Genomic DNA, 22237 nt, shown 5'->3' on the forward strand with positions numbered 1-22237 from the left:
CGTTAGCGCTTGCCACAAACCTAACCCTAAACCTAAATTCACCCCATACATACCACCGGCACATTACGGCCCAAACCATACGTTCCGCACATTACTACCTAAGTTACTACTTCGGCGTATGTGCCTCTTCACTACATCCGTCTACAAGTCCGCAGATGCCTGCTTTAACAAACCAGCCAACCATTCATAATCGGGTGTATCTTTTTCCTTGAGCTTGATCGTTTTGCGTTCTTCCGGGCCTTCGAAGATCCCATCGGGTAGATCAAGTCCGGTTGCATGGAAGATGGTGAAAGACACGGCCTGTTTGGATGGCGAGATGACCGCAGCATACTTTCCGTTTTTCAAAAAATGAGGTTTCTTGTATTGCACGCGTTCTTCTACATCAGGGATGGTATCATGCACTAACTCGCGCAATTGTTCAGAGACTTGTATTTGCCAAGGGATCTGAATCTGTTCAATAAACGCAGTAACTTCTGCATTCTTGGTCATACTTGTTCACCCTCCGTATGGATCTGATTGTGTGTTTCCCATTCTGGTCTTAGGATTCCCATCATCAAGCGGTCATAACGCTTACCATCACGATATACAGCTGAGCGTGCCCGACCCTCCAACTGAAAACCAACCTTCTCATAGGAACGGATTGCTTTGGCATTGTAGGCGATGACATCAAGGCCAACCCGGTCCAGATTCATCTCGTGGAACGCATATCGTAAAATAAGATTCAACGCTTCCGTGCCATATCCCTTGTTGCGATGTTCGGCAAGTCCGATGCCAATGGCGAGCTGGCCGCAGCGGTTGTTCCATTCAATGCTATGAATGACGACAAAACCAATCAGCATATCCTCTTTATGCGTGCGAAGTCTGAAGTAAACTTCTTTGTTCTTCGTTTCGCCCTCATCTTCCAACTGTTTCTCTGAATAGGGAATGGCCAGATCAGTATCCACATTCCGAAGGTACTCCGGGTCTTCGTTCCATTGCAGCATGGTCTGCACGTCTTCAGGGCGTGGTGGCGTCATCTTTAATCGTTTGCTATAAAACAGGTTGTCCGTTGTCAGTGTCATAGGGGTCTCCTTTAAATTAAGTTAAGCTTGCTTCACCTTAGTTCCACGTTTAACTCTATGTATATTTCGCAATAGACCTCGCCCCTTTGGCATATGATAGCCTCATCATACTGGAAATTACAGGTGAATCACAATAGCGTATTTTAGTGGATAAAAGTAACCTCTTGTCATAAAACCTGACACGGTAGTAAGATGAAATGATTGATATACATTCAGTGATAGACCCAATAAAAATGTCGGCGGGAGTGGTACGTTTTGGAGATTAAAGTGGATGATTTGAGTGGAGGACAAGTTAAGGCTTTAATTGCAGAGCACTTGCAAGGGATGGCAGCCGATTCGCCTCCAGAGAGTATTCATGCGTTGAATCTGGATGGACTCAAGAAGCCCGAAATTACATTCTGGTGTGCTTGGGAAGGAGACGACTTGCTCGGCTGCGGGGCTATCAAAGAACTTGATCCAGAGCATGCAGAGTTGAAATCGATGCGTACCGCTTCGGCTCATCTGAGAAAAGGCGTCGCGAAAACAATTTTGGCTCATATTATGGAGGTTGCCACAGACCGCGGTTATAAGCGAATCAGTCTGGAAACGGGCTCAATGGATTCATTTATCCCGGCACGGAAGCTGTACGAAGATTTCGGATTCGAATATTGCGAACCATTCGCAGATTATATATTGGACCCGAACAGCACGTTTATGACGAAAAAAATCTAAAGTGATCTACATGAGAAACCAGATTTCTGTTTTTTACAGGATGCTGGTTTTTTTATTTTGCAACATATCGTACATTTTAAAAGTTGGAAAAAGAGTAGAATAAACTAAATAATACAGCATTAAAGCAACGTGGCCTTGTGACGAAGAATGTGGAGGGAGTCGTGCATGATATATTGGTGGTTCGATCATATGAATCCGCTGTTTGCTGTATTGATATTATGTCCCATCATTGCTGTGGTGCTTGGAGTATGCAGTTATTTTGCCAAATGGTTTAGACTCTGGGGAGCGCTGATTATTTCTTTTATGCTGCCTTTGTTGTATATCGCGAGTGATCTTTCAACAATGGGTAGTAACATAGGCGCTTGGTTCATCTATGGGGCAGTGTACAGTTTGCTCAGCTGGATTGTACATAGATTGCTTCATGCGATTGTGGGGTATAAAACATAGGTTATGTCCATATATGTTTGGGATGAATTGGCCATAAGGAACTTCTGGGCTGATTGATGGACAATAGGGTATACTGGACATTATGTCTATGAAACAAGACAGCATTACAGACGTTTTTTACATCAGGAGGACTTGAATTGGCTCAGACAGAAGGAACACTACAGAAGAAGCTTAAACCAAGACACATCAGTTTTATGGCTATGGGTGGTGTAATTGGAACAGGAATTTTCAAAGGCAGTGCAGAGACGATTGGACTCGCTGGTCCGGGCGTTATTGTCACGTACATTTTTGCTGGATTATTGCTGCTGGTTGTTATGGCCGCGATGGCGGAGATGGCTACGGTGTACAAGAACAAAAATATGAAAGACTTCGTGCAAGAAGCATTCGGTAGCAGAGTATCCTTTGTTATGGGATGGATGTACTGCTTTCTATGGTTATCGGTGTGTGTCATTGAGGTGATTGCTGCCGGGAGCTTTTTGCAGTATTGGTTCAGTGAAGTACCGCTGTGGACGCTGAGTCTGGCTTGTGCGGCGTTCATTATACTTGTTAACCTGCTCAGTGTGGGTGTGTTCGGGGAATTTGAGTTTTGGCTAGCCGGGATCAAAATTGCCATGATCATTATTTTTATCTTCCTGGGTGCAGGGTTGATCTTTGGCATTATCCCAAGTGATAACACCCCTTATCTGCAAAATTATACGCAAGCAGGCGGGTTCTTCCCGAACGGTTGGTCATCGATCTTCTCGGCACTGCTTGTGGTCATGTTCTCTTATGGGGGATCGGAGCTGATTGGTCTGACCCTGACCGAGACGGAAAATGCAGAAAAAGTGATGCCCAAAATCGTGGGCAATTTCATGCTCAGAATTATTCTGTTCTTCACCTTGCCGATTCTCATCATCTGTGGTCTTATCCCGTGGAATGAGATTGGGCCGGGAAGCAGTCCGTTTGTACAAGTGCTTGCCTCCACGGGACTGCCGGGAGCAGCACACATAATGAACTTTATTTTGGTGACGGCAGTTCTGTCTGCTGCGAATTCAGGGATCTATGGTGCATCCCGAATGATGCACTCCATGGCAGTGGGCGGGGAAGCTCCGAAGGCATTGTCAAAGACAAATCGCAGCGGTAGCCCGGTTAATACCTTGCTGGTATGCGCGGTTGTATTGCTCGGAGGTTCCATGCTTGGCCTGTTCGCACAGGATCAACTATTCCGTGTATTGCTCGCCGTTCCGGGGTTTGTGGTAATCCTTGTGTGGATCTGTATTGCCTCATCACAGTTGAAATTGCGGAAGAGATATCCGGTTCAACCGACCTTCAAAGTTTGGGGATTCCCTTATATAACCGGAGTTGTGGTACTATGTCTCAGTGTGATTGCGGTGATGTTTGTGTTTGATGAAGGTAATCGATTCAGCATTAGCATATGTATTGCCGTGCTTGCGTTGCTGATTATCTGGTCCCTGATTCGATTCAGAAGGACGAATAAACAAACAGTTTAGTATGAATGGGTAGTATGCAAATGTAGAACAACATGACATCTCGGCGCTTGCGCCGGGGTGTTTTTTTGTATGCACTAAGGGAACGATTTTATTTCGAAACTGTAAGATCTGTTTTTGTTATATCTGGGACAAATTAGGGGTAATACGAACTAGATAAATAAACCGACAGTCTCTACGAAATGATCTGTGTTCACTTTATAATAAAAGCCCATCTGTACATATAAAACTTATAGCATTCTAAACGACAAATATTCGTATAACAACGAAATATATTTAGAACGAGGTCTCACATGACAACAATAAAAGTAACACCTGAACAGTTGATATCTGTTTCGAAACAATTTGCAGCAGCTCAGAATCAGGTTTTTCAGATGAACCACATCTTGAAACAACAGTTATTCGATATCGAAAGACAGTGGGATGGTAGCACGAAGGAAAGGTTTTATATTGATTTTATGGTTGTGCAGCGGGTGATGGATGACTTTGTCTCACTATCTTTATCCATTGCCAAAGAGCTTGAAGGGCATGCGGAGAAATTCAGACTTGCTGATCAGCAAACTGTACAATCCTATGATGCGGGTTGCGTACCGCCACCGCCAGATGAATGTAGGGCACCAGCAAACGACACCCGTAATGCTTTTCAGAAGTCTGCAGACAGTTTAGTCGAATTGGGACAAGCCTTTATGCAATCTGCGGATGATCGATATCAAAAGCGTTATGATAGTGTAGGTGGATTTCTGGATTATTGGACATTTGGTATTCCAAGTGGTCTTGTTCAGGGGTATGTAGACAGGGCGGATAAAGCATTCAACTCTCCGAATGATGCTGCCAACTGGCTCACGTTTGGTATCCATGGAACGATACGAGAAGCCACCTTTCCGACCAATGCCTGGTCCAGTGAACACTGGGCGAATATGATTGGGTTGGGAGGTCTAATGGTTGGAGGGGGTTATGCTTCCACGATGATCAAGCCGCATAATCTTCTGACTTCGTCAGGAGGCGGTGCGAAGATTAATTCATTCAATCGTCCGCCTGGTACAGGGCAGTTAACAGGTGGCTTTAATGGACTTCAAGATCAACGCCTTCGAGTTCTAGATAACATTGCTGAGAGTAAAAAGGTGAGAGAAACCTCTAAGTTTTCCGAGTATCTGGGCAAGGAAAAAGAGGTTGGGACACGCTTAGATAATAGTAAAGATATGTTCAGAAAAGGTATAGATGATCCATTAAAAGAAGTTCTTGGCCCTGGTAGGGAATCTCATCCCGAGAAATGGAAAGAAATTATTGATAACTTGGAATCAAACGGTGTCGAAGTAATTCATAGAGGCGAGGATATGGCGTATTCTCCAAAAAAAGGGGGACCTGGACAGTTAATTATAAATGAGGATGCATCCATAGGGGCGCTTTTACACGAATACACACATTATCTAGACGATATGAACAAAGGTTTTCCGGGAATGAGTTATCATTTTCAGACTATGAATCGTGTTAAAATGGAATTAAATGCATACATGAGAGAAATAAAAATAGCTGATGAATTAGGTCGAAATGATATTGCAAATGCTCTGTTTGAAAATTATGTAAGAGAAAGGCAGACCCTTACGAGTCATTTGAAATAAAATTTAATGGGGGTAGAAATATGAATTTAATAAAGAAAATTGAAGAAGGACAATGTTCAATTGATGAGTTGCAACTTTTATTAAATGAATCAAATCCAATAGTCTTGTATCATGTAATGACTTATATAGGCAAAGAAAAATTGGGGTCAACTGGTATAAATGAAAAACTGGAGGAACTTACATCGAGAAGAGGGCCATCAGATAAATTATTAGGTTATTATAAAGTCGGAGATTTAGCCATAGCTACACTCATCAAATTGGACAAAAAAACAGATGAAATAGCTATTTTTAAATCAATGGATGATTTTGATAAAAAAATGATATTTAACTTGATTGAAGAGTTAGAATGGTAAATCAAGTTACAGAATAAAGATAATTATCAATCTTTGAACATACTCTAATGCTTGCATTGGAGTTTTTTTGTTCCAAGAACAAAGCTACCACAGCCATGATAGCGTTTTTATATTAACCCAATATTTTCTTGCCTAATTCGACATATTCGTTTACTATTTTCCCATACATAGTGCTTCAAGCATGCGTTTTTTGGGTAGCGCCTAGTCAAAAAGGCTTGGGTTCACGGGAGAGGAAGAGGAGCGGATGATTGGTTTTTTTAGAAAACGTTTGGTGGTGCGCATTGTTGCAGTAGTCACACTGGTCATTACGATTATAGCCGTTGGAAGCATGCTGTTACAGGTGGCCAATATGAAACTAGCTGCGCAGGAGGCCATTTCGAGTTACAACATCCAGATTGCTCAGAGTTATGTGAATCAGCTGGATACAGCATCTTATGCCGAGTTTGCCAAGGACCCCAAGGAGAATGACGAATTCGTGAAGATTCGTGATGAATTGGATGACTTTCGCGTAAGCATTGGTGCAATGTATGTGTATTTCGTCAAAATAGATGATAAAGGTACGCCACTTATTATGGTGGACGGCATGAAGGATACAGATAAAGCCTCGCCGATTAATGAAGTAACGGATGTCCCTCAAGAGGCTGTGCAGAAGCTGTTGCAGGGGCAAACAGCCAGTTCTTCGATTATCAACAATGAGGAGTACGGCGACTATATTTCCTCTTACGCTCCCATGCTGGATAGTAATGGCGCTGTAACAGGTGTAATTGGTATCGATACGGCGGTATCGGTGATCGGAAGTATTGAGTCAGATATAATGAAATCGAGTATACCCTTCTATGCCTTATTGCTACTAATTACACTTATAGGCATTGCTGTTGTCACGTCGTTTATCGTAAGAGGACTGCGACCACTTCAACCGCTGAAGGCGAGTGTGGAAAAAATGGCACAGGGTGAGCTTGCAGAAGCCAACCGAATTCTGACGTCGTATCGTTTGCGCAGCCAGGATGAGATTGGAACCACATACCAAGCGATGATACATATGTCCGGTAACTTGAATAAGATTGTGAGTAACATGGTTGAAGGCGTAGCAGTAACCACAGATATACTATCAGAATCAACGAAGGAATTTAATCGCAGTACCGAAGAGATGCTTGAGATGGGCAAGACGGTTGATCAATCTGTCGAACAGATTAGGCAGGGTGCACATACGCAGAAGCAGGGTGCAAGCGATAGCGCGCATGCGATGGAAGAGATTGCAAAAGGCATAACGGATATTTCTGAATCCTCGATGGTTGTATCGGATGCGGCAACAAGTGCGCTTTCTACGGCGGAGTCCGGTAAACAGAGCATGACACTGATGAAAACACAGATGGAGAGCATCTCAAATGTCTCAAGTGAAGTTGTAGCGATGGTCCAGGTGCTGAACAATTACTCCCAGGAAATTGGTGGTGCCCTGCACACGGTTCGTGATTTTGCGAGTCAGACGAAGCTGCTTGCGCTTAATGCATCCATAGAGGCAGCACATGCAGGAGAACACGGCAAAGGTTTTGCGGTTGTGGCGGATGAAGTTCGGAAGCTTGCTGAGGCCTCAAGCACATCCATGGAACGGATCTCCGACTTGTTGCTTCGTATTCAACAAGAATCACAGCAGATTGGCTCACAGATGGGGGTTACTGCAACCGAGATTGGACAAGGTGTTACGATTACCGCAGAAGCGGAGCAAGCTTTCGCTCATGTAGTTGATGCGTTCCAACTGGTGACCAGCCGCATTCAGGAAGTCTCCGCTGCGGCAGAGGAAATCTCGGCAGGATCGGAAGAGGCTGCAGCCTCCGTCAATACGATCTCGCAGATATCAGCTGGTGTGTCGGATCATTCGGATGAAATCTATCGCTTGATGCGTGAACAATCGGCCATGTTCAACAGGGTGGCGCAGACCTCCACAATGCTGGAGCAGCAGACGAACGAGATGAGTGAAGCCGTACGTAAAGTTAAAGTATAGTTTGAGTAAGGTGTAGTAATAGTAACGCAAAAAGTAGTTAGAAAAGTGTTCCGCTCTTGGAGAAGTTGGTGTTCATCCCAAACTTCCTTCAAAGGGTGGAGCACTTTTTTAGATTTAAACTTTTAAATGATCCAGCTCTATCGCCTGTCTGAAGCGTTGGGCGAATCGTTCTGCGGCTACGGCGGCCTCCTTGGACTCCGTCTGTACGAAGCCAATTTGCATTTTGGGTTGATCGATTCCAGCGATCTCCACCATCTTCACCAGACCTTCTTTCCATAAGAGGTTTTGGTGAAAGGAAAAGTCGTGACCAATCGTGGCGGCAATATCGTTTCTTAACACCATGTTGATGGCTTCTGAATTATTTGTTTTAAACAGAATGGACAGAGGTCCATGATCATAGGTGAATTCCTTGATGAAGTCTTCGATGAAACCATCTCGATAGAGTGCCAGCTTGTGTTCTTTTAATTGATCAGGTGATACACGGCTGTGCTTGGCAAGTTCAGACAGGTGATGCGTACCAACTACCAGCTTACCCGAGTACATGGGACTGAAGTGAAGTCCATCGAATTCCCGCAATTGTTTGGCATAGATCGCGATAAAGCCCAGATGGGTTTTGTTATTGCGAATATCCTCGATAATTTCCATGGACCCTTTCTCTTCAATGGAGATGTTAAGTTGCGGGTGCTCACGCTTCATATCCGCAGCAGACTGGACAAGATAGGGCATGACACTTGGAAAAGTAGCCACATGAAGCTCTCCGCTAAGAGAGGAGGCTTCTGCGTTCAGGGATTTCAATTCATCAATCCGCTGTAAAATGTCCAGTGCCTTGGCAATGAATTGTTTGCCTTCGGGAGTGGGATGAGTTCCCTGCCGCGAGCGTTCGAACAGGATGATACCCAATTCTTTCTCCAGACGATGAACCGATTGGCTGATCGCCGATTGTGTGACATGTAGATGCTCTGAGGCGGCGGAGAATGATTGCGTCTTCGCAATTTCAACGACATATTCGAGCTGTTCCAGATTCATGATTTCATCTCCGTTTAGCATTAATACAACTAATGTTAACATTAGTATCTATAAATATGAATAATACATGAACAGCGATATAATATATAGACAAGCGTTATAGTTTTTTACTATATAAGTAGAACCTTTCTTTTACACCAGAAACGCAGAGTGCAGAACCAATCTGAAGAAGCAGAGCGTGCGCCTTTATCACCGGATTTTTCCCTTGGATCAAGGAAATGAAGAAAATCTGGGGATAAGAGCGATCGAAAGATGGTACTGCAACCAGCGTAATTAGGTGTAACATGTCTAGTTCAACTTATATAGACAATCATATAAAGGGGATGAACTTCATGAAAGCAGCAGTATGGTATGCCCATAAAGACGTGCGTGTGGAAGAGCGGGAGGTTCCGGTTGCTCAAGCGGGTCAGGTCAAAATTAAAGTGGAATATGCGGGGATCTGCGGCAGTGACTTGCATGCTTATCATCATGGTGTGGGGATTCAAGAAGGCGAGAATCATCCGCTCTCAGGACAGAAAGCACCGCTGACACTGGGTCATGAATTTGCAGGAACCGTGAGTGAATTGGGAAGCAATGTAAGCGGTATCAGTGTAGGGGATCGAGTTGTGGTAGAGCCATTGTACCATTGTGGAAAATGCGAGTACTGTATCCAGGGGCGCTATAACCAATGTGCTCAATTTGGATTCGTTGGACTGAATGGTGATGGTGGTTTTGCGGAGTATGTTGTTGTTGAAGCATACATGGTTCATCCTATACCGGATAACGTATCTTTCGAAGAAGGCGCGCTCGTAGAGCCTACGGCAGTAGCCTTTCACGCGGTTCGTCACAGCAAGCTGAAAGTGGGGAACAAAGTAGCCGTATATGGAGCAGGTCCAATTGGATTATTGACCATTCTGTCTGCCAAAGCTGCAGGAGCCTCTGAGATCTATGCAGTTGATGTATTTGAGGAACGTCTGGACTTGGCAGCCAAGCTGGGAGCGATTCCGGTGAACAGTGCCAAAGTTAATGCAACAGAGGTGATCTTGCAACAATCGGGTGGCATTGATGTGGCTTATGAAGCAGCGGGTGTACAACCAACGATGGATAGCGCCATTGCGGTTGTCAAAAAAGGTGGAGAAGTTGTTGTCATCGCTGCGATACCAAATCCGCTTCAAGTGAACTTCTTCGATCTTCTGGTCAAAGAAGCGAATCTAACGGCAACGCTGGCATATCGCCACATTTTCCCTGAAGTGATTTCATTGATTGCAGAAGGGTCGCTCGATGTGAAACAGGTCATCACCAAGAAAATTAAACTGGACGACATCGTGCAGGAAGGACTTGAGCTGTTGATGAGCGACAAGAGCCATGCGAAGATTTTGGTGGAGATTGGCGGCTAAAAAATCAATAGCGATGTATCATTTCAAATGCTAATTGATCATCTATAAACGTAAAAAAGACCGTTCATGAAGATGATCGGTCTTTTTTACATTTCATTCTCTGTTCGCTGATCCCGGGTGGCTGTTACCCAACACTAGGAATCATAACGGTAACAGATCGCCTTGCCCCCGCCACTCTCGGAGCTGAATTCCTCATCCTCTGTAAATCCAAAACGCTCATATAAACGGATGGCATTGACCATCTGACCGCCCGTATATAAGTACACCGTATTTTTGCCCATTTCTTTGGCAGAATCTACGCATTGCTGGAGCAATACTCTGGCAATCCCGTGACCTCTCCATTTTGGATCAACACCCAACAGCCGAATAAACGGATAATCGATTGGCAATTCAAAGTTTGGATAAGCCTTGCGCGCTGTTTCGAATAATTGGACTGTACCGACAATCTGATCATCAATCTTCGCGATCCATAATTGTGTCAGGTACGGATTAACCACAGACTCTCGAATGTCTTTCAGGTAGGCTTCCCATCGTTCATTTTGTTCAAAAGTCTCCCGATACTCGGCATAACTTGCAACAAGGATATCTACAATCTCTGGATGGTCTGCTTCTGTGGCAGGATGAATCGTAACGGCAGCCGTTGTCATCTTATAATTCCCCTTCTCTTATGGGTTAAGTATGGAATATAGTTTTCTTGCATTTTACCATAACGGATTCAATCCGATTCATTCAAATTTTCTATAGGTAACTCAGTCATTTCTATTGATCAAAGCATATCAGCGATTGAGCTGTGTGGAATACAGATGATTGCGATATTCGGTTGGCGTATTGCCTTCGTACTGCTTGAACATGCGCAGAAACAGCTTGTAGTCGGAGAAGCCGCACTGTCCGGCAATTTCTTTTACACTGGCATTGGTGTTCAGCAGCAATTGTTTTGCCCGGCGAATACGTTCTGTGAGGATATAAGTTTTGAGTCCAGTACCTTTCTCGCGTTTCACCATTTTGGAGATATAGTCTTTGTTAAAATTAAAATTTTCCGCAATCTGACTCACCGTGATGTTTGTATGCAGATGAATATCGACCCACTTGCAGATATGGTCCACAATTGCATTGTGCGGGCGATAATCCGCCTCTATATTCCGCTCCAGTTCTCTGAACAACAATAACAAAGCAGCGTTGGCTTCCTCGGGTGAGAAGGATGACACATGCAGCAATTGCTTGAATAACTGATTGGCCATGGAAGGCACCTGAATGGTGGCATGTGTCCTAAACTGGTTGAATTCTGCCGACATGGCATCATAGTGAACCCAGTAGAAACTGACGGGTGTGTCGCTGATCTGGTAGCCATAGTGGGTGCGACCAGCGCGCAGAAACAACAGATCGTTGGCACAAACTACATATTGTTCCTCTTCTTCCGCGATGTACATCTCACCTTCCAGCATCAAAATAATCTCATGCACAGGCATGCTGCGTCTCATGTGGCTCCAGTTGCCTTCGGATATGAACTTGCCGCACAGGTAATGCTCCAGTGGCTTTTGCATAGGACGGATTTATCCACCTTTTCTTGGATTATGAGTCTGATGTAATTGTATTTTATTTGATAATATGAGGATATTCAAGCTCTAAAGTGGATTGATGAGTATTAGTCTTGTAACTAATAAAACGGATTTTACCCCTCAAGAATGAATGGATATCTATATAAGTTGAACTAATCATTTACATGATGACGGAGAGGACAGAAAAAACCTGAAAAAGCGAAGCGTTCGCCTTTATCCCTGGATTTTCCCTTGAGAAAGGGGATCAAAAAAATCTGGGGATAACAGTGATTGGAAGGTTGTTCTGTCATCGTAGTGTCAGTGTAAATAATCTTTAGTTCAACTTATACAGTACATCCGAGAAGGAGTGAGTGTAATGATTGAAACGAAAAAAGGATTTCTGGGACCGGAACATGTAGATCTGTTAAACGGTGTGTTCCAAACATCACAAGAGGTGGGGGAGCGTTACCTGTCATCGCTGGATATTGATCGATTCCTGGCTCCATGCTTCGAAGCTCATGGTTTACCTGCCCGAAAAGAGCGTTACGCGGGTTGGGAGGCACGTACCATCAGCGGACATTCCCTTGGACATTATCTGTCTGCCCTGGCTGTGACGTATCAGGCAACCGGGAATATCACGTTAAAAGAAAGACTGGATTATGCGGTTACCGAACTGGCGAGAATCCAGCAGACCACGGGGCGCGGGTATATCGGTGGTTTGTCCGAAGAACCTTTCCACATGGCTTTTCGAGCAGAGAATATCGGTGGGTTCAACATCGGTGAATACTGGGTTCCCTGGTACAGTGTGCACAAAATCTATCGTGGCCTGATTGATGCGTATAAACTCACTGGCAATAGACAGGCACTTGAAGTGGTTACTCGATTTGCAGACTGGGCGGTAGAAGGTTTGCTCCCGATGACAGAAGAACAGATGCAGACGATGCTTCAAAGTGAACACGGGGGCATGAATGAAGTATTTGCACACTTGTACGGGATCACGGGCAAGGCCTTATATCTTGAGATCGCTAACAAGTTCACCCATCAATTGATCCTGAGACCCTTGGAGCACAAGCAGGACGATCTTCAAGGCAAACACGCCAATACGCAGATTCCCAAAGTGATCGGTGCAGCCGAAATCTACAATCAGGACCATACCCATGAGAGTTATCGGACAGCGGCAGAGTTTTTCTGGAACACCACGGTGCATCATCGTTCCTACGTATTTGGTGCGACGAGCATCTCGGAGCATTACGAAGCAAAGGGTATGGAGAGTCTTGGCATCAAAACAGGAGAGAGCTGCTGTACTCATAACATGTTACATCTAACGAAGCAACTCTTCGCCTGGAATCACGATAGTGCCTACATGGACTATTATGAAAACGCCATCTACAATCACATCCTTGGCACGCAGGACCCCGATACAGGGAACAAAACGTATTTTGCATCAACGCTGCAAGGCCACTACAAAATCTATGGTACTCACGATACCGCTTGGTGGTGCTGCACAGGATCAGGCATGGAGAACCCGGGCAAATATGCCGAGGCCATCTATTTTGAGGATGAACAGGACCTGTACGTCAACCTGTATATCGCTTCCCAATTGGATTGGGCGTCACAGGGATTATCCCTGAAGCTTGAAACCGACTTTCCTTATTCGGAAAAGGTGACCCTGACGATCACCGGAGGCAACGCCTCGGCCCATCTAAGATTACGCGTGCCCTCGTGGCTGCAACAGCCAATGACGGCAACGGTTAATGGGGATACGGAACATCCGTATACACGGATGGAACCCGGTTATCTTTCCATCGACCGCACATGGACAACGGGCGATGTCATCACAATCACACTGCCGATGTCACTCCGCCAGTACACTTCCCGGGATGATGCCCACAAAGTAGCCTTCTTGTACGGCCCGATTGTACTCGCTGGTGCACTAGGAAACGAGGATCTTCCCGAGGATACGATTGTGGACGAAACAGCGCTGAATCCCAAGACTGCACCTGTACCTGTGATCTGGACGGAGCAGGAGGATGTACGAGAGTGGATCAAGGTTGTGGATGCAGATACGTTAACATTTGAACTTAGCAAAGATGTCACTTCCACGGGCGAAGGAGTGAAGCTCATTCCGTTCTATGATGTGCATCACGAATTTTATACTGTGTACTGGCTGTTTAACGACGAAGGTGATGCGTTGGAGAAAGAGTTGAACGATATCACGATCGACAGGGTTCAAGCGGATGGTCAGCAGGATGAGATTGGACATCAACTGGATAGCAACTGCCGTGGGGAGCATCACAACGGTTCAACCACAGATGGCCGTAAGAAGTTGCATATGTGGCGAGAGGCTTTTGGCGTCAGTGGGGCTTACTTCAGTTACCAATTGGCGGTAGATCGCGAGACAACCAATTATCTATGTGTGGCCTATTGGGGCGGAGATCATTCCCCGTTTGAACGGGAAGGTACGTTATATGACAGACAATTCATCATCTCTGTGGATGGTACCGTCATCGGAGAGCAGCGAATTCATATGAACAAAATCGGCGAAGTGTTCTATGTGACCTATGATATTCCTGAGGCGGTTACATCAGGCAAAGACAGCGTTACGGTAATGTTCCAGGCGAAGGGCGACAATGGTTGTGCCGGAAAAGTTGTAGAGGTACGCACCACGCGAAGCAAACCGGAATCCATCTTTTCGTAATAAGAGGCATGGTGTGAAAAGGCGCAAAACACATCTAACGAACCACACACACCTTATATCGGGAATTGATGTGGTGGGAAATGTAACGAATCTCAGTGACGCTATTTTATTCGAAATAGGTGATATACAACTTCTACGCACCTAAAACGCGAATATAACGTGTCTCAGGTTCGTTACATTTTCAGATGAGCTGAAATGCGCCAAATAGCGTCACCTCAGTTCGTTAGCTGTAGAAAACGGCATCAAAATTTCAATATGAACACGAAAAATAATGAACCAACGCATAAGGGACGAAACCGGATGATCTCCGATTTGTCCTTTTTGCTTTGCTGCTTTTTCAGACAAGTCTTATATAAAAAATGACACGCATAGCTATTTTCCACGTATTACCTGATAACATTTCTTCTCCACAATCTGCTGTCTAGTAAAACTCACTTTTTATGGATTGACCACAAAATTTCCTGCCAAGTTCCACGTTGTCCCTGAAAATATGAAATGGGATAAGCCCAAACCACGTATATTATGAGTATCCAAATATCCAATCATATCCACCTGAGAGCGTTAACATCATGTACAATAAGAATAAGTTGAACAGGAAAATTACGACATGAAGCACCAATATATAACATGAAAGGAGGTCGGATGATTGAACATGATCAAGTACATAAAATTGTTGGGATTAATCCTCAGTATTGTGGCTGTGAATGTTCTGGCATTCTCACCCGGCTTTATCGGACTGAATTTCGGGGAGGGTGCATTCACAACTGCGTTATCCGTTACCCTGTTGTTCGGCAGTGCAATGGCACTCTTGTATGGGAGTTACACCTTGCTGTTCAGACAGCCGGTAGTCCTGCCCGTGAAGCATATTGAAACACATGAAGATTATGTGGAGGCCTTATCTTTTTATAGACGCATCAAAGTCCTCGAAGAAGATATTACGCTGGGGCTGTCCCAACTTAGCCGGATGAAAAAGAAGAAAGAAACACTTCTGAATGTACTCCATCAACGATTTGATCCCGGGGAACTGAGCTACAAGAAATTTGCTTCGGTCACAATGGAAGTGGAGAAGCTGTTGTACCTGAACATCCGCAGTGTGCTGAACCGGTTGAATGTATTTGATGAAGCTGACTATGCCAACATGATGAAATCCAAATCCGAAAGCATTCCCCAGAAGCTTTTTCAGGAAAAAACCAAGGTATACAACGATTATCTGTCTTATGTGAAGAATGCACTCCACACCAATGAGGAGATTTTGCTCAAGCTGGATCAGTTGTTACTGGAGATTTCACGCCTCGACAGCTTTGAGGCGGGAGATATTGAACAGATGCCTTGTATGCAGGAGATTGATCAGTTAATCAAGCACACCAAATTATACAGACAGTGAGGGGTTGCTCGTATGGCGAAGAAAGGTAAGTTTTTTTTCATATCGATTGTAATGCTGGTACTCGTATTTGGTCTGGTCTATGCAGGGATTACACTGACGTCGAATTTTGGCAAGTCAACCACACAGGTGAGCACAGAGAATGCAGGTAAGGAACTGGGGAAACTGTACGCGGACATTGCGCCAGCGACGGCGGAACCGGTCAAAGGACAGATTGATCTCGACCCGGTCGATGTGGCAGAATCACTGCCGGATATCTCCAAATTTGCGATTGCCGTAGAGAATACAACGAATGATTACGTCGAAATCTTCTCTTCCACAGAGAAGTCAGGCAGCGGGGTAGACGGCTGGTTAACCGAAGTGGGCGAGGAGTTCAACAAAGCAAATATCACCGTTGGTGGGAAACAAGTATCGGTCAAAATCCGCAACATTGCCTCCGGAACGGCTGCCGATTATATCAAGTCGGGCAAGTATATGCCGGATGCATTCACACCTTCCAATGAACTGTGGGGCGAGATGGTTGAGGCCAGTGGGGTGAAAACAGAGATGGTATCCGAGCGATTGGTCGGGAATGTTCCGGGTATTGTTATCTCCAAAGCCAAATATGATGCACTGGTTGATACGTACGGCTCCGTTAATGTGAAAACCGTAACCGAAGCCATTGCCAACAATGAACTCGCGATGGGATATACCGATCCATTTGCCAGCTCCACAGGACTGAATTTCCTGGTGACCGCACTGAATACGTATGACAGCGCCAACCCGCTTGGCGAGAAGGCTATTGAAGGGTTCGAAAAATTCCAGACGAATGTACCGTTTACAGCGTCAACAACGATTCAGATGAGGGAGGCTGCGAAGTCCGGCAGACTGGATGCCTTTGTACTCGAATACCAGACGTATGTGAATACCGCTGATCTGAAGAGTGGATACGTATTTACACCATTTGGTGTGAGACATGATAGCCCGCTGTATGCATTGGGACAATTGCCGCAGAATAAAAAGGAGATTATCCAGAAGTTTGCGGAATTCGTAACCCAGGCGAAGTATCAACAATCGGCGGAGGAGTTTGGTTTCAACGGGTTGCAGGATTACAAATCCGAACTGGCCACTGTGGATGGCGGCACGTTGCTGTCCGCGCAGAAAGTCTGGAAAGAGAAGAAGAATGGCAGCAAACCGATTGCCGCTGTGTTCGTGACGGATGTATCCGGAAGCATGGACGGCGAACCGCTTAACCGACTGAAGGAGTCCCTGCGCAAAGGTCAGAAGTACTTGGGCACAGACAACAGTATTGGCCTGGTTTCTTACTCCAGTGGCGTAACCGTGAATCTGCCGATTGCCAAGTATGATACGAACCAGCAGTCCATGTTTGTCGGAACAGTTGATAGTCTGCAAGCTGGTGGCGGTACGGCGACCTTTGACGGGATCGTAGTGGCAATGAAGATGCTGGAAGATTATATGGCTGCTAATCCGAACGTGAAGCCGTTGATTTTTGTCTTGAGTGATGGCGAGACCAACGAAGGTCATACCCTCAAGGATATCCGGGATCTGGTCGAGACGTACAAAGTGCCAATCTATACGATTGGATACAACGCGGACATCAAGGCTTTGGAGAGCATCTCCAGCATTAACGAAGCAGCAAGCATCAATGCCGATACCGACGATGTCGTGTACAAGATCGGAAACCTGTTTAACGTACAGATGTAATCTAAAGGGGGAACTGTAGATGTCATTTTCAATGGAGATACCGAGCCAGAAGGAAATTCAGAAGGTGATCGAAGAAGAGGTGAAACCCGTGCCCGCCGAGGTCGCGGAGCTTCAACAAGTGGCAAATGCCAACGTAGAGATGATCATGACACTGGATCTCGAATCCCTGGAGAAACGCAAAGAGATTTTGCAATCCATTGACGGCTTTGGCATGAACACGATGAGATCCTCTTCTGAGAAAAACGCTTTGCTTCAAGTCTCCGTTGGACATCTGTCCAAGACGGGAGACGAGGGCGGTCAGGTCGCCAAAGGTTTGACCGAGCTGCATATGCAACTGAAGGATCTCGACCCGAGCGTGGTCGACTTTGCCAAGACCGGTTTCCTCGGGAAATTGTTCAATCCGCTGCGCGCTTATTTCCTGAAATATCAGAAGGCTGACGCAGTCATTGCTGACATCGTAACCTCTTTGGATAAAGGCAGGTCCACCCTGCGTAACGATAATACAACGCTGGAGATTGAACAGCAGAACCTGCGGGAACTTACCAAACGACTGCAAAAGGAAATTCAGCTTGGCGTGCTCATGGATGAGTCTATCGACGCGCAGATTGAAGCGGCCAAGGTTCGCAATGAGGACCCCGAGAAAGTCCGCTTTATTACGGAAGAAGTATTATTCCCGCTTCGTCAACGGGTGATGGATCTACAGCAGATGTTAGTGGTGAATCAGCAGGGCGTCATGGCGATTGAAGTGGTGATTCGCAACAACAAGGAACTGATCCGAGGCGTAGACCGTGCGAAGAATGTAACGATCTCGGCATTGAAAATTGCCGTTACTGTAGCGAGTGCTTTGTATAACCAGAAGATTGTATTGCAGAAAATTGAATTGCTGAACCAGACAACCAATGATCTGATTGCCGGAACATCTAAGATGCTTAAAGATCAGGGGATTGCCATCCAGAAGCAGGCGTATGAAGCCAGCATCTCCGTGGATACGATGAAACAGGCGTTCACCGATGTGTTGTCTGCGCTCGATTCAATCAGTCTTTATAAGCAGGAAGCCTTACCAAGAATGAGGGAGACTATCTCGCAGTTCCGTGAACTTGCCGATACCGGAGAGCAGCAGATTCAGCGGTTGGAAAAAGGGCAGAAGCTGGGGCTGTAATCAGAAGAGAGAGAAATAAAATTTTCACGTGTTAAATTGTTATCTTTTTTAGAATTAGAAAAGCGACCATTCCTCATTAAGAATGGGGAATGGTCGCTTTTTTGGCTTTTTATGAAGATAGATACTAATGTAGATACCCGATATTCCGTGCATAAGGGTATATCTGCTGCTCGTATTGGTCAAGTAGAACGCCAGCCGCACGTACTTTGGCACGACCTTGTTGCAGTATCTTAGAATTCACTTTGTTTTTAGAAACGGCTTGTTTGTACAACAAGTATCCTTCCAGCTGAAGGTAGCTTCCCTTGACATAATAGGCATGTATTTTCTTAAGTTCAGGATTGGAAGGCTTGATTTGTTTTAACATGGATACCGTTTTTGTATAATTAGGGATCACCGTATTCGTAAGTTTGAGGTACATGGACTTGCGATTGGTTGAATTCACCTCACCTCCCACACTACCCAACGTGTCGACTGCTTTACTCTCATAAGGTACCAGACGAGATATTTGTTCAAGGTATTTTTTGAAATCCTTTTGATCTTTAGTGAGCTCCTGTTCTGCATCATCTAATTCTAAGTCGTCCGCAAAATCTTCACTAAACTCACTCTCTTCTTCACTATAACTCTGATCTGAATATGTAGAGGTTGCTTCTTTGGCTGCATTGGCAGAAGTGGTTGGAGAGAGAAGCACCCCGCCAAGCAAAACAAAACTGGTAATCAATGATATCATCCACGAATTCTTCAAATGTAATGTCATCCTCCTTTGGTTTGTATTCCATTGGATAACCTAACATATCATTACCAGAAATTACAGGAATACATTTACATAAATATGGTGATAAACCTGTCTTGAAATCCCTCTCAATGACCATTTTATAGAGAAATGTGGCGATCTGGATTTTCAGTCTTTTAACACGACATTGTCAGGCTTGTAATGAATGATCTTGAACAATTCCTCGGCCATGTAGGTGGGGCTGTGCTTGAAATCTTGTCTGATCCACTCCATGATCATGCCAAATATCGCATGAGATTGGTAGCTTGCCAAGATTTCATGGTTGATGTGCGGAGGGAAGATGTGGTTCAGATCCTGTAAGGCCAGATCCCGAAGAACATCACAGATCATGCGCTGGAAGTTGGATGAAGCCTCAGATTTCACAACCAGTGTGTAGAATTGTGCGTGCTGGTGTACATGCTCAAATATAGTGATCGCCGAAGAGGGCATCAGATTGACTTCGAACTTTTCCTCATCTTGATAAGGTTTACGAAAAGAAGTTACCAGATCCTGAATCACATCATCGATGATTTCGTTGAACAGATCTTCTTTGTACTGATAATGCCTGTAGAAAGTTCCCCGATTCAGGTCGGCTCGCTGCACAATATCCGTAATCGATATTTCTTTAAAGGAATGTTTTTGCATCAAATGGATGAGTGCATCCTTCAGTGCAGCTTTTGATTTTTTAATCCTTCGGTCCATCGAATTCATAGTTTCAGACATCTATTATCCTCCTCGCCAGTTCACTTTATTAGTTAAAGTACATTCGGGCTTATAAGTGTTGTTTAACGTACAACTGGACAAGCTTTTACTGATTGAAGTGAAACGCTATGACTTATTATACTAAGGATAGGAGTTAATGAACATTTGTTTGTTAACTTAGTGTAAACGAATACATGAAGGAGGATACAAAGAATGAAACTTCAAGATAAAGTTGCAGTTGTTACAGGTGCTGGTTCAGGTATGGGGAAAGCAATTGCCACGTTGTACGCCCAAGAAGGCGCGAAAGTCGTGGTATCGGATATTAACGAAGAATCCGCACAAGCGGTAGTGAATGATATTAAGGCACAGGGTGGAGAAGCGATTGTCGTTCTGGCCAATGTAGCCAAGGAAGATGATGTGCAAAATCTGATCGATACAACGGTGAGCACATATGGTACAGTAGATATTCTGATTAACAATGCGGGAATTATGGATGGCATGGAGCCGGCAGCAGATATAACGGATGAGAAGTGGGAGAGATTGTTCGCTGTGAACACAACCAGTGTGATGCGGACAACGCGTAAAGTATTGCCGATCTTCCTGGAAAAACAAAAAGGTGTTATCGTGAACATTGCTTCGGCAGGGGGCCTACACGGCGGACGTGCAGGAGCAGCCTATACGGCGTCCAAACATGCGGTCGTGGGCTTCACCAAAAATACAGGGTATATGTATGCTGAGCAAGGCATTCGCTGTAACGCGATCGCTCCAGGCGCTGTGGCAACCAATATCAGCTCCTCCATGACAGGTATTAGCCATTTCGGTGCAGGGCGGCAACAGCTGGGCATGGCAATCAACCCACGCATCGGGACGAGCGAAGAGATCGCCAAAGTGGCCCTGTTCCTTGGATCTGACGAGTCCAGCTTCGTGAACGGAACTGTCGTTACAGCAGATGCTGGCTGGAGCTCTTACTAATCCACTCATGTGCAGTCGAGCATGGAGTACGGAAATAGTGTGTGAATTAAGGAAGCCGCATAAGTATATGCGGCTTCTTTTTTTGCACCTATGCACCTTACGTACGGTGGATATCAGCATCATATTCCGTATAGGACAAACGTTTGCATTACTACACGGATACCCGAATGAATCAATCTGAGGGTGGCTTTGGCTTGGAAAAGAGTGAGGATTCACGCACGATTAGACGATGGGGGATAATGACCGGATTATGAAGCTGTGGTTCCCCACTAAGAATTTTTAACAATACCTGAACGGCTGTATAACCAAGCTGATAAGTCCCGATGTCGATAGAGCTTAGGGGTGGAGAAGCCAGTTCCGATAATGCAATATTGTTAAAACTGACCACACTGATATCTTCAGGTACCAGATAATGAAGCTCGGCAAGAGCTCTCAATACCCCAAAGGCCACATTGTCATCGATGACAACAATTGCGGTGGGTCTGTCCGGCAAGGACATGAACAGCGACATCGCTCTGAATCCACTTTCCTGCAGAAATTCGCCTTCCACAATCCAATCACTATCCGCATCCAGCCCGGCTTGGGCAAGCGCTTTTTGGTATCCTAACATACGATCATGCGATAACGTAATGTCCGGAGGACCGCTGACAAATCCGATTCGCGTATGTCCCTGAGCGATTAGGTGATGAGTAGCATCATAAGCGGTCTGCACATTATCGTTATCCACCATGGGGGCATCTGGATGAGCTTCACTGCGACCGATTAACACAAAAGGAAACTTTTCCGCTTCCAAAAATGAAATGATGGGATCGTCTCGCTTGGACCCAAGCAGCAAAATACCATCAACTCTACGGCCATGCACAAGGCGGGATATCGCATGCAGTTCATTGTCTGATGATGTTTCAGTTGTTAGCAGCAATTCATAATTCATACGGGTGGCATGTGTAATAATACCTCGCAGCAGTTCCCCGAAAAAGTAATTCTGAAACAACTCTTCTGCAGGACGCGGAAGCATAATCCCAAGGGTATGTGTTGTTTTGGAAACCAGGCTCTTCGCGATGATGTTGGGATGGTAGTTCAATTCTTTCATGATTTGCTTCACTTTGAGAGATGTCTTGGTGCTGATTCTGGGATGGTTGGAAATCACCCGTGACACTGTAGAAGGGGAAACACCCGCCAATTTGGCAATATCCTTGATCGTAATCATGTAAAAAATCCCTTCTGAACAATCGTATAAA

Annotated in this window: 20 protein-coding genes; 12 read left to right on the top strand and 8 right to left on the bottom strand. The window is 45.1% G+C overall.

All coding sequences use genetic code 11. The annotated features are described in order from the left end of the window. Positions 1-141 precede the first annotated feature (141 nt). Positions 142-489, bottom strand: a complete 348-nt coding sequence (locus NZ043_RS13965; protein ID WP_133386491.1) for a DUF1801 domain-containing protein — start codon at positions 487-489, stop codon at positions 142-144. Then, entirely contained in the window at positions 486-1061 is a 576-nt protein-coding gene (locus tag NZ043_RS13970) for a GNAT family protein (RefSeq protein WP_206105806.1), read from the bottom strand. The genes NZ043_RS13965 and NZ043_RS13970 overlap by 4 nt, the downstream gene beginning before the upstream one ends. A gap of 255 nt (positions 1062-1316) precedes the next feature. Between NZ043_RS13970 and NZ043_RS13975 the strand changes: the two genes are divergently transcribed. The 6 genes from NZ043_RS13975 (at position 1317) to NZ043_RS14000 (ending at position 7677) form a co-directional block, all read left to right on the top strand. Next, positions 1317-1772 (top strand): GNAT family N-acetyltransferase, encoded by a 456-nt coding sequence (locus NZ043_RS13975; RefSeq protein ID WP_133386492.1) that lies wholly within the window; start codon positions 1317-1319, stop codon positions 1770-1772. A gap of 165 nt (positions 1773-1937) precedes the next feature. Beyond that, positions 1938-2219, top strand: a complete 282-nt coding sequence (locus tag NZ043_RS13980) for a hypothetical protein (protein WP_091034594.1) — start codon at positions 1938-1940, stop codon at positions 2217-2219. A gap of 137 nt (positions 2220-2356) precedes the next feature. Next, positions 2357-3709 carry an amino acid permease gene (locus NZ043_RS13985; protein ID WP_339312277.1) on the top strand — a complete coding sequence of 451 codons (1353 nt, stop codon included), beginning with the start codon at positions 2357-2359 and terminating at the stop codon, positions 3707-3709. A gap of 290 nt (positions 3710-3999) precedes the next feature. Beyond that, a complete protein-coding gene (locus tag NZ043_RS13990; protein WP_339312279.1) occupies positions 4000-5325 on the top strand; it encodes a WXG100 family type VII secretion target in 1326 nt (441 codons plus the stop codon). A 20-nt stretch (positions 5326-5345) separates the two neighbouring features. Then, positions 5346-5678 carry a hypothetical protein gene (locus NZ043_RS13995; RefSeq protein WP_091034589.1) on the top strand — a complete coding sequence of 111 codons (333 nt, stop codon included), beginning with the start codon at positions 5346-5348 and terminating at the stop codon, positions 5676-5678. 244 nt (positions 5679-5922) lie between these two features. Next, positions 5923-7677: a HAMP domain-containing methyl-accepting chemotaxis protein gene (locus NZ043_RS14000; RefSeq protein WP_339312281.1), complete on the top strand. Its 1755-nt coding sequence runs from the start codon at positions 5923-5925 to the stop codon at positions 7675-7677. A 114-nt stretch (positions 7678-7791) separates the two neighbouring features. Here NZ043_RS14000 and NZ043_RS14005 read toward each other — a convergent pair whose 3' ends face one another. Next, on the bottom strand, positions 7792-8703 hold the full coding sequence (locus tag NZ043_RS14005) for a LysR family transcriptional regulator (protein WP_091034584.1): 912 nt from the start codon (positions 8701-8703) through the stop codon (positions 7792-7794). 332 nt (positions 8704-9035) lie between these two features. Here NZ043_RS14005 and NZ043_RS14010 point away from each other — a divergent pair, with 332 nt between their 5' ends. Continuing rightward, positions 9036-10079, top strand: coding sequence for a 2,3-butanediol dehydrogenase (locus tag NZ043_RS14010; protein ID WP_091034582.1), 1044 nt, complete (start codon positions 9036-9038; stop codon positions 10077-10079). Between the two features lie 134 nt (positions 10080-10213). Here the strand turns inward: NZ043_RS14010 and NZ043_RS14015 are convergent, their stop codons facing one another. Together NZ043_RS14015 and NZ043_RS14020 are read right to left on the bottom strand one after the other, a co-directional pair. Beyond that, entirely contained in the window at positions 10214-10726 is a 513-nt protein-coding gene (locus NZ043_RS14015; protein WP_091034581.1) for a GNAT family N-acetyltransferase, read from the bottom strand. Positions 10727-10855: 129 nt separating this feature from the next. After that, a complete protein-coding gene (locus NZ043_RS14020; protein WP_339312285.1) occupies positions 10856-11620 on the bottom strand; it encodes an AraC family transcriptional regulator in 765 nt (254 codons plus the stop codon). Between the two features lie 370 nt (positions 11621-11990). On the opposite strand from NZ043_RS14020, the gene NZ043_RS14025 reads away from it, so the two are divergent. From NZ043_RS14025 to NZ043_RS14040, 4 genes are all read left to right on the top strand, one after another. Then, on the top strand, positions 11991-14312 hold the full coding sequence (locus NZ043_RS14025; RefSeq protein ID WP_339312287.1) for a beta-L-arabinofuranosidase domain-containing protein: 2322 nt from the start codon (positions 11991-11993) through the stop codon (positions 14310-14312). 652 nt (positions 14313-14964) lie between these two features. Next, positions 14965-15696 carry a hypothetical protein gene (locus tag NZ043_RS14030; protein ID WP_339312750.1) on the top strand — a complete coding sequence of 244 codons (732 nt, stop codon included), beginning with the start codon at positions 14965-14967 and terminating at the stop codon, positions 15694-15696. 12 nt (positions 15697-15708) lie between these two features. Next, on the top strand, positions 15709-17397 hold the full coding sequence (locus NZ043_RS14035) for a VWA domain-containing protein (protein ID WP_339312289.1): 1689 nt from the start codon (positions 15709-15711) through the stop codon (positions 17395-17397). A gap of 19 nt (positions 17398-17416) precedes the next feature. Beyond that, positions 17417-18556, top strand: coding sequence for a toxic anion resistance protein (locus tag NZ043_RS14040; protein ID WP_339312291.1), 1140 nt, complete (start codon positions 17417-17419; stop codon positions 18554-18556). 124 nt (positions 18557-18680) lie between these two features. Here NZ043_RS14040 and NZ043_RS14045 read toward each other — a convergent pair whose 3' ends face one another. Both NZ043_RS14045 and NZ043_RS14050 read right to left on the bottom strand, forming a co-directional pair. After that, on the bottom strand, positions 18681-19298 hold the full coding sequence (locus tag NZ043_RS14045; RefSeq protein WP_339312293.1) for a hypothetical protein: 618 nt from the start codon (positions 19296-19298) through the stop codon (positions 18681-18683). Positions 19299-19454: 156 nt separating this feature from the next. Continuing rightward, complete coding sequence (locus NZ043_RS14050; RefSeq protein ID WP_339312295.1) at positions 19455-20048, bottom strand: TetR/AcrR family transcriptional regulator; 594 nt, start codon at positions 20046-20048, stop codon at positions 19455-19457. 192 nt (positions 20049-20240) lie between these two features. On the opposite strand from NZ043_RS14050, the gene NZ043_RS14055 reads away from it, so the two are divergent. After that, positions 20241-20999: an SDR family oxidoreductase gene (locus tag NZ043_RS14055; protein WP_133386501.1), complete on the top strand. Its 759-nt coding sequence runs from the start codon at positions 20241-20243 to the stop codon at positions 20997-20999. Positions 21000-21171: 172 nt separating this feature from the next. Here NZ043_RS14055 and NZ043_RS14060 read toward each other — a convergent pair whose 3' ends face one another. Continuing rightward, a complete protein-coding gene (locus NZ043_RS14060; RefSeq protein ID WP_133386502.1) occupies positions 21172-22206 on the bottom strand; it encodes a LacI family DNA-binding transcriptional regulator in 1035 nt (344 codons plus the stop codon). Between the last annotated feature and the right edge of the window lie 31 nt (positions 22207-22237).

The organism is Paenibacillus sp. FSL k6-2145 (assembly GCF_037976585.1).
Classification (GTDB): Bacteria; Bacillota; Bacilli; order Paenibacillales; family Paenibacillaceae; genus Paenibacillus.

Excerpts from the sequence above, each read along its gene's own strand:
- NZ043_RS13965 (WP_133386491.1), bottom strand. The coding sequence starts at position 489 with ATGACCAAGAATGCAGAAGTTACTGCGTTTATTGAACAGATTCAGATC.
- NZ043_RS13970 (WP_206105806.1), bottom strand. The coding sequence starts at position 1,061 with ATGACACTGACAACGGACAACCTGTTTTATAGCAAACGATTAAAGATG.
- NZ043_RS13980 (WP_091034594.1), top strand. The coding sequence starts at position 1,938 with ATGATATATTGGTGGTTCGATCATATGAATCCGCTGTTTGCTGTATTG.
- NZ043_RS13990 (WP_339312279.1), top strand. The coding sequence starts at position 4,000 with ATGACAACAATAAAAGTAACACCTGAACAGTTGATATCTGTTTCGAAA.
- NZ043_RS13995 (WP_091034589.1), top strand. The coding sequence starts at position 5,346 with ATGAATTTAATAAAGAAAATTGAAGAAGGACAATGTTCAATTGATGAG.
- NZ043_RS14000 (WP_339312281.1), top strand. The coding sequence starts at position 5,923 with ATGATTGGTTTTTTTAGAAAACGTTTGGTGGTGCGCATTGTTGCAGTA.
- NZ043_RS14005 (WP_091034584.1), bottom strand. The coding sequence starts at position 8,703 with ATGAATCTGGAACAGCTCGAATATGTCGTTGAAATTGCGAAGACGCAA.
- NZ043_RS14010 (WP_091034582.1), top strand. The coding sequence starts at position 9,036 with ATGAAAGCAGCAGTATGGTATGCCCATAAAGACGTGCGTGTGGAAGAG.
- NZ043_RS14015 (WP_091034581.1), bottom strand. The coding sequence starts at position 10,726 with ATGACAACGGCTGCCGTTACGATTCATCCTGCCACAGAAGCAGACCAT.
- NZ043_RS14020 (WP_339312285.1), bottom strand. The coding sequence starts at position 11,620 with ATGCAAAAGCCACTGGAGCATTACCTGTGCGGCAAGTTCATATCCGAA.
- NZ043_RS14025 (WP_339312287.1), top strand. The coding sequence starts at position 11,991 with ATGATTGAAACGAAAAAAGGATTTCTGGGACCGGAACATGTAGATCTG.
- NZ043_RS14030 (WP_339312750.1), top strand. The coding sequence starts at position 14,965 with ATGATCAAGTACATAAAATTGTTGGGATTAATCCTCAGTATTGTGGCT.
- NZ043_RS14035 (WP_339312289.1), top strand. The coding sequence starts at position 15,709 with ATGGCGAAGAAAGGTAAGTTTTTTTTCATATCGATTGTAATGCTGGTA.
- NZ043_RS14040 (WP_339312291.1), top strand. The coding sequence starts at position 17,417 with ATGTCATTTTCAATGGAGATACCGAGCCAGAAGGAAATTCAGAAGGTG.
- NZ043_RS14050 (WP_339312295.1), bottom strand. The coding sequence starts at position 20,048 with ATGTCTGAAACTATGAATTCGATGGACCGAAGGATTAAAAAATCAAAA.
- NZ043_RS14055 (WP_133386501.1), top strand. The coding sequence starts at position 20,241 with ATGAAACTTCAAGATAAAGTTGCAGTTGTTACAGGTGCTGGTTCAGGT.
- NZ043_RS14060 (WP_133386502.1), bottom strand. The coding sequence starts at position 22,206 with ATGATTACGATCAAGGATATTGCCAAATTGGCGGGTGTTTCCCCTTCT.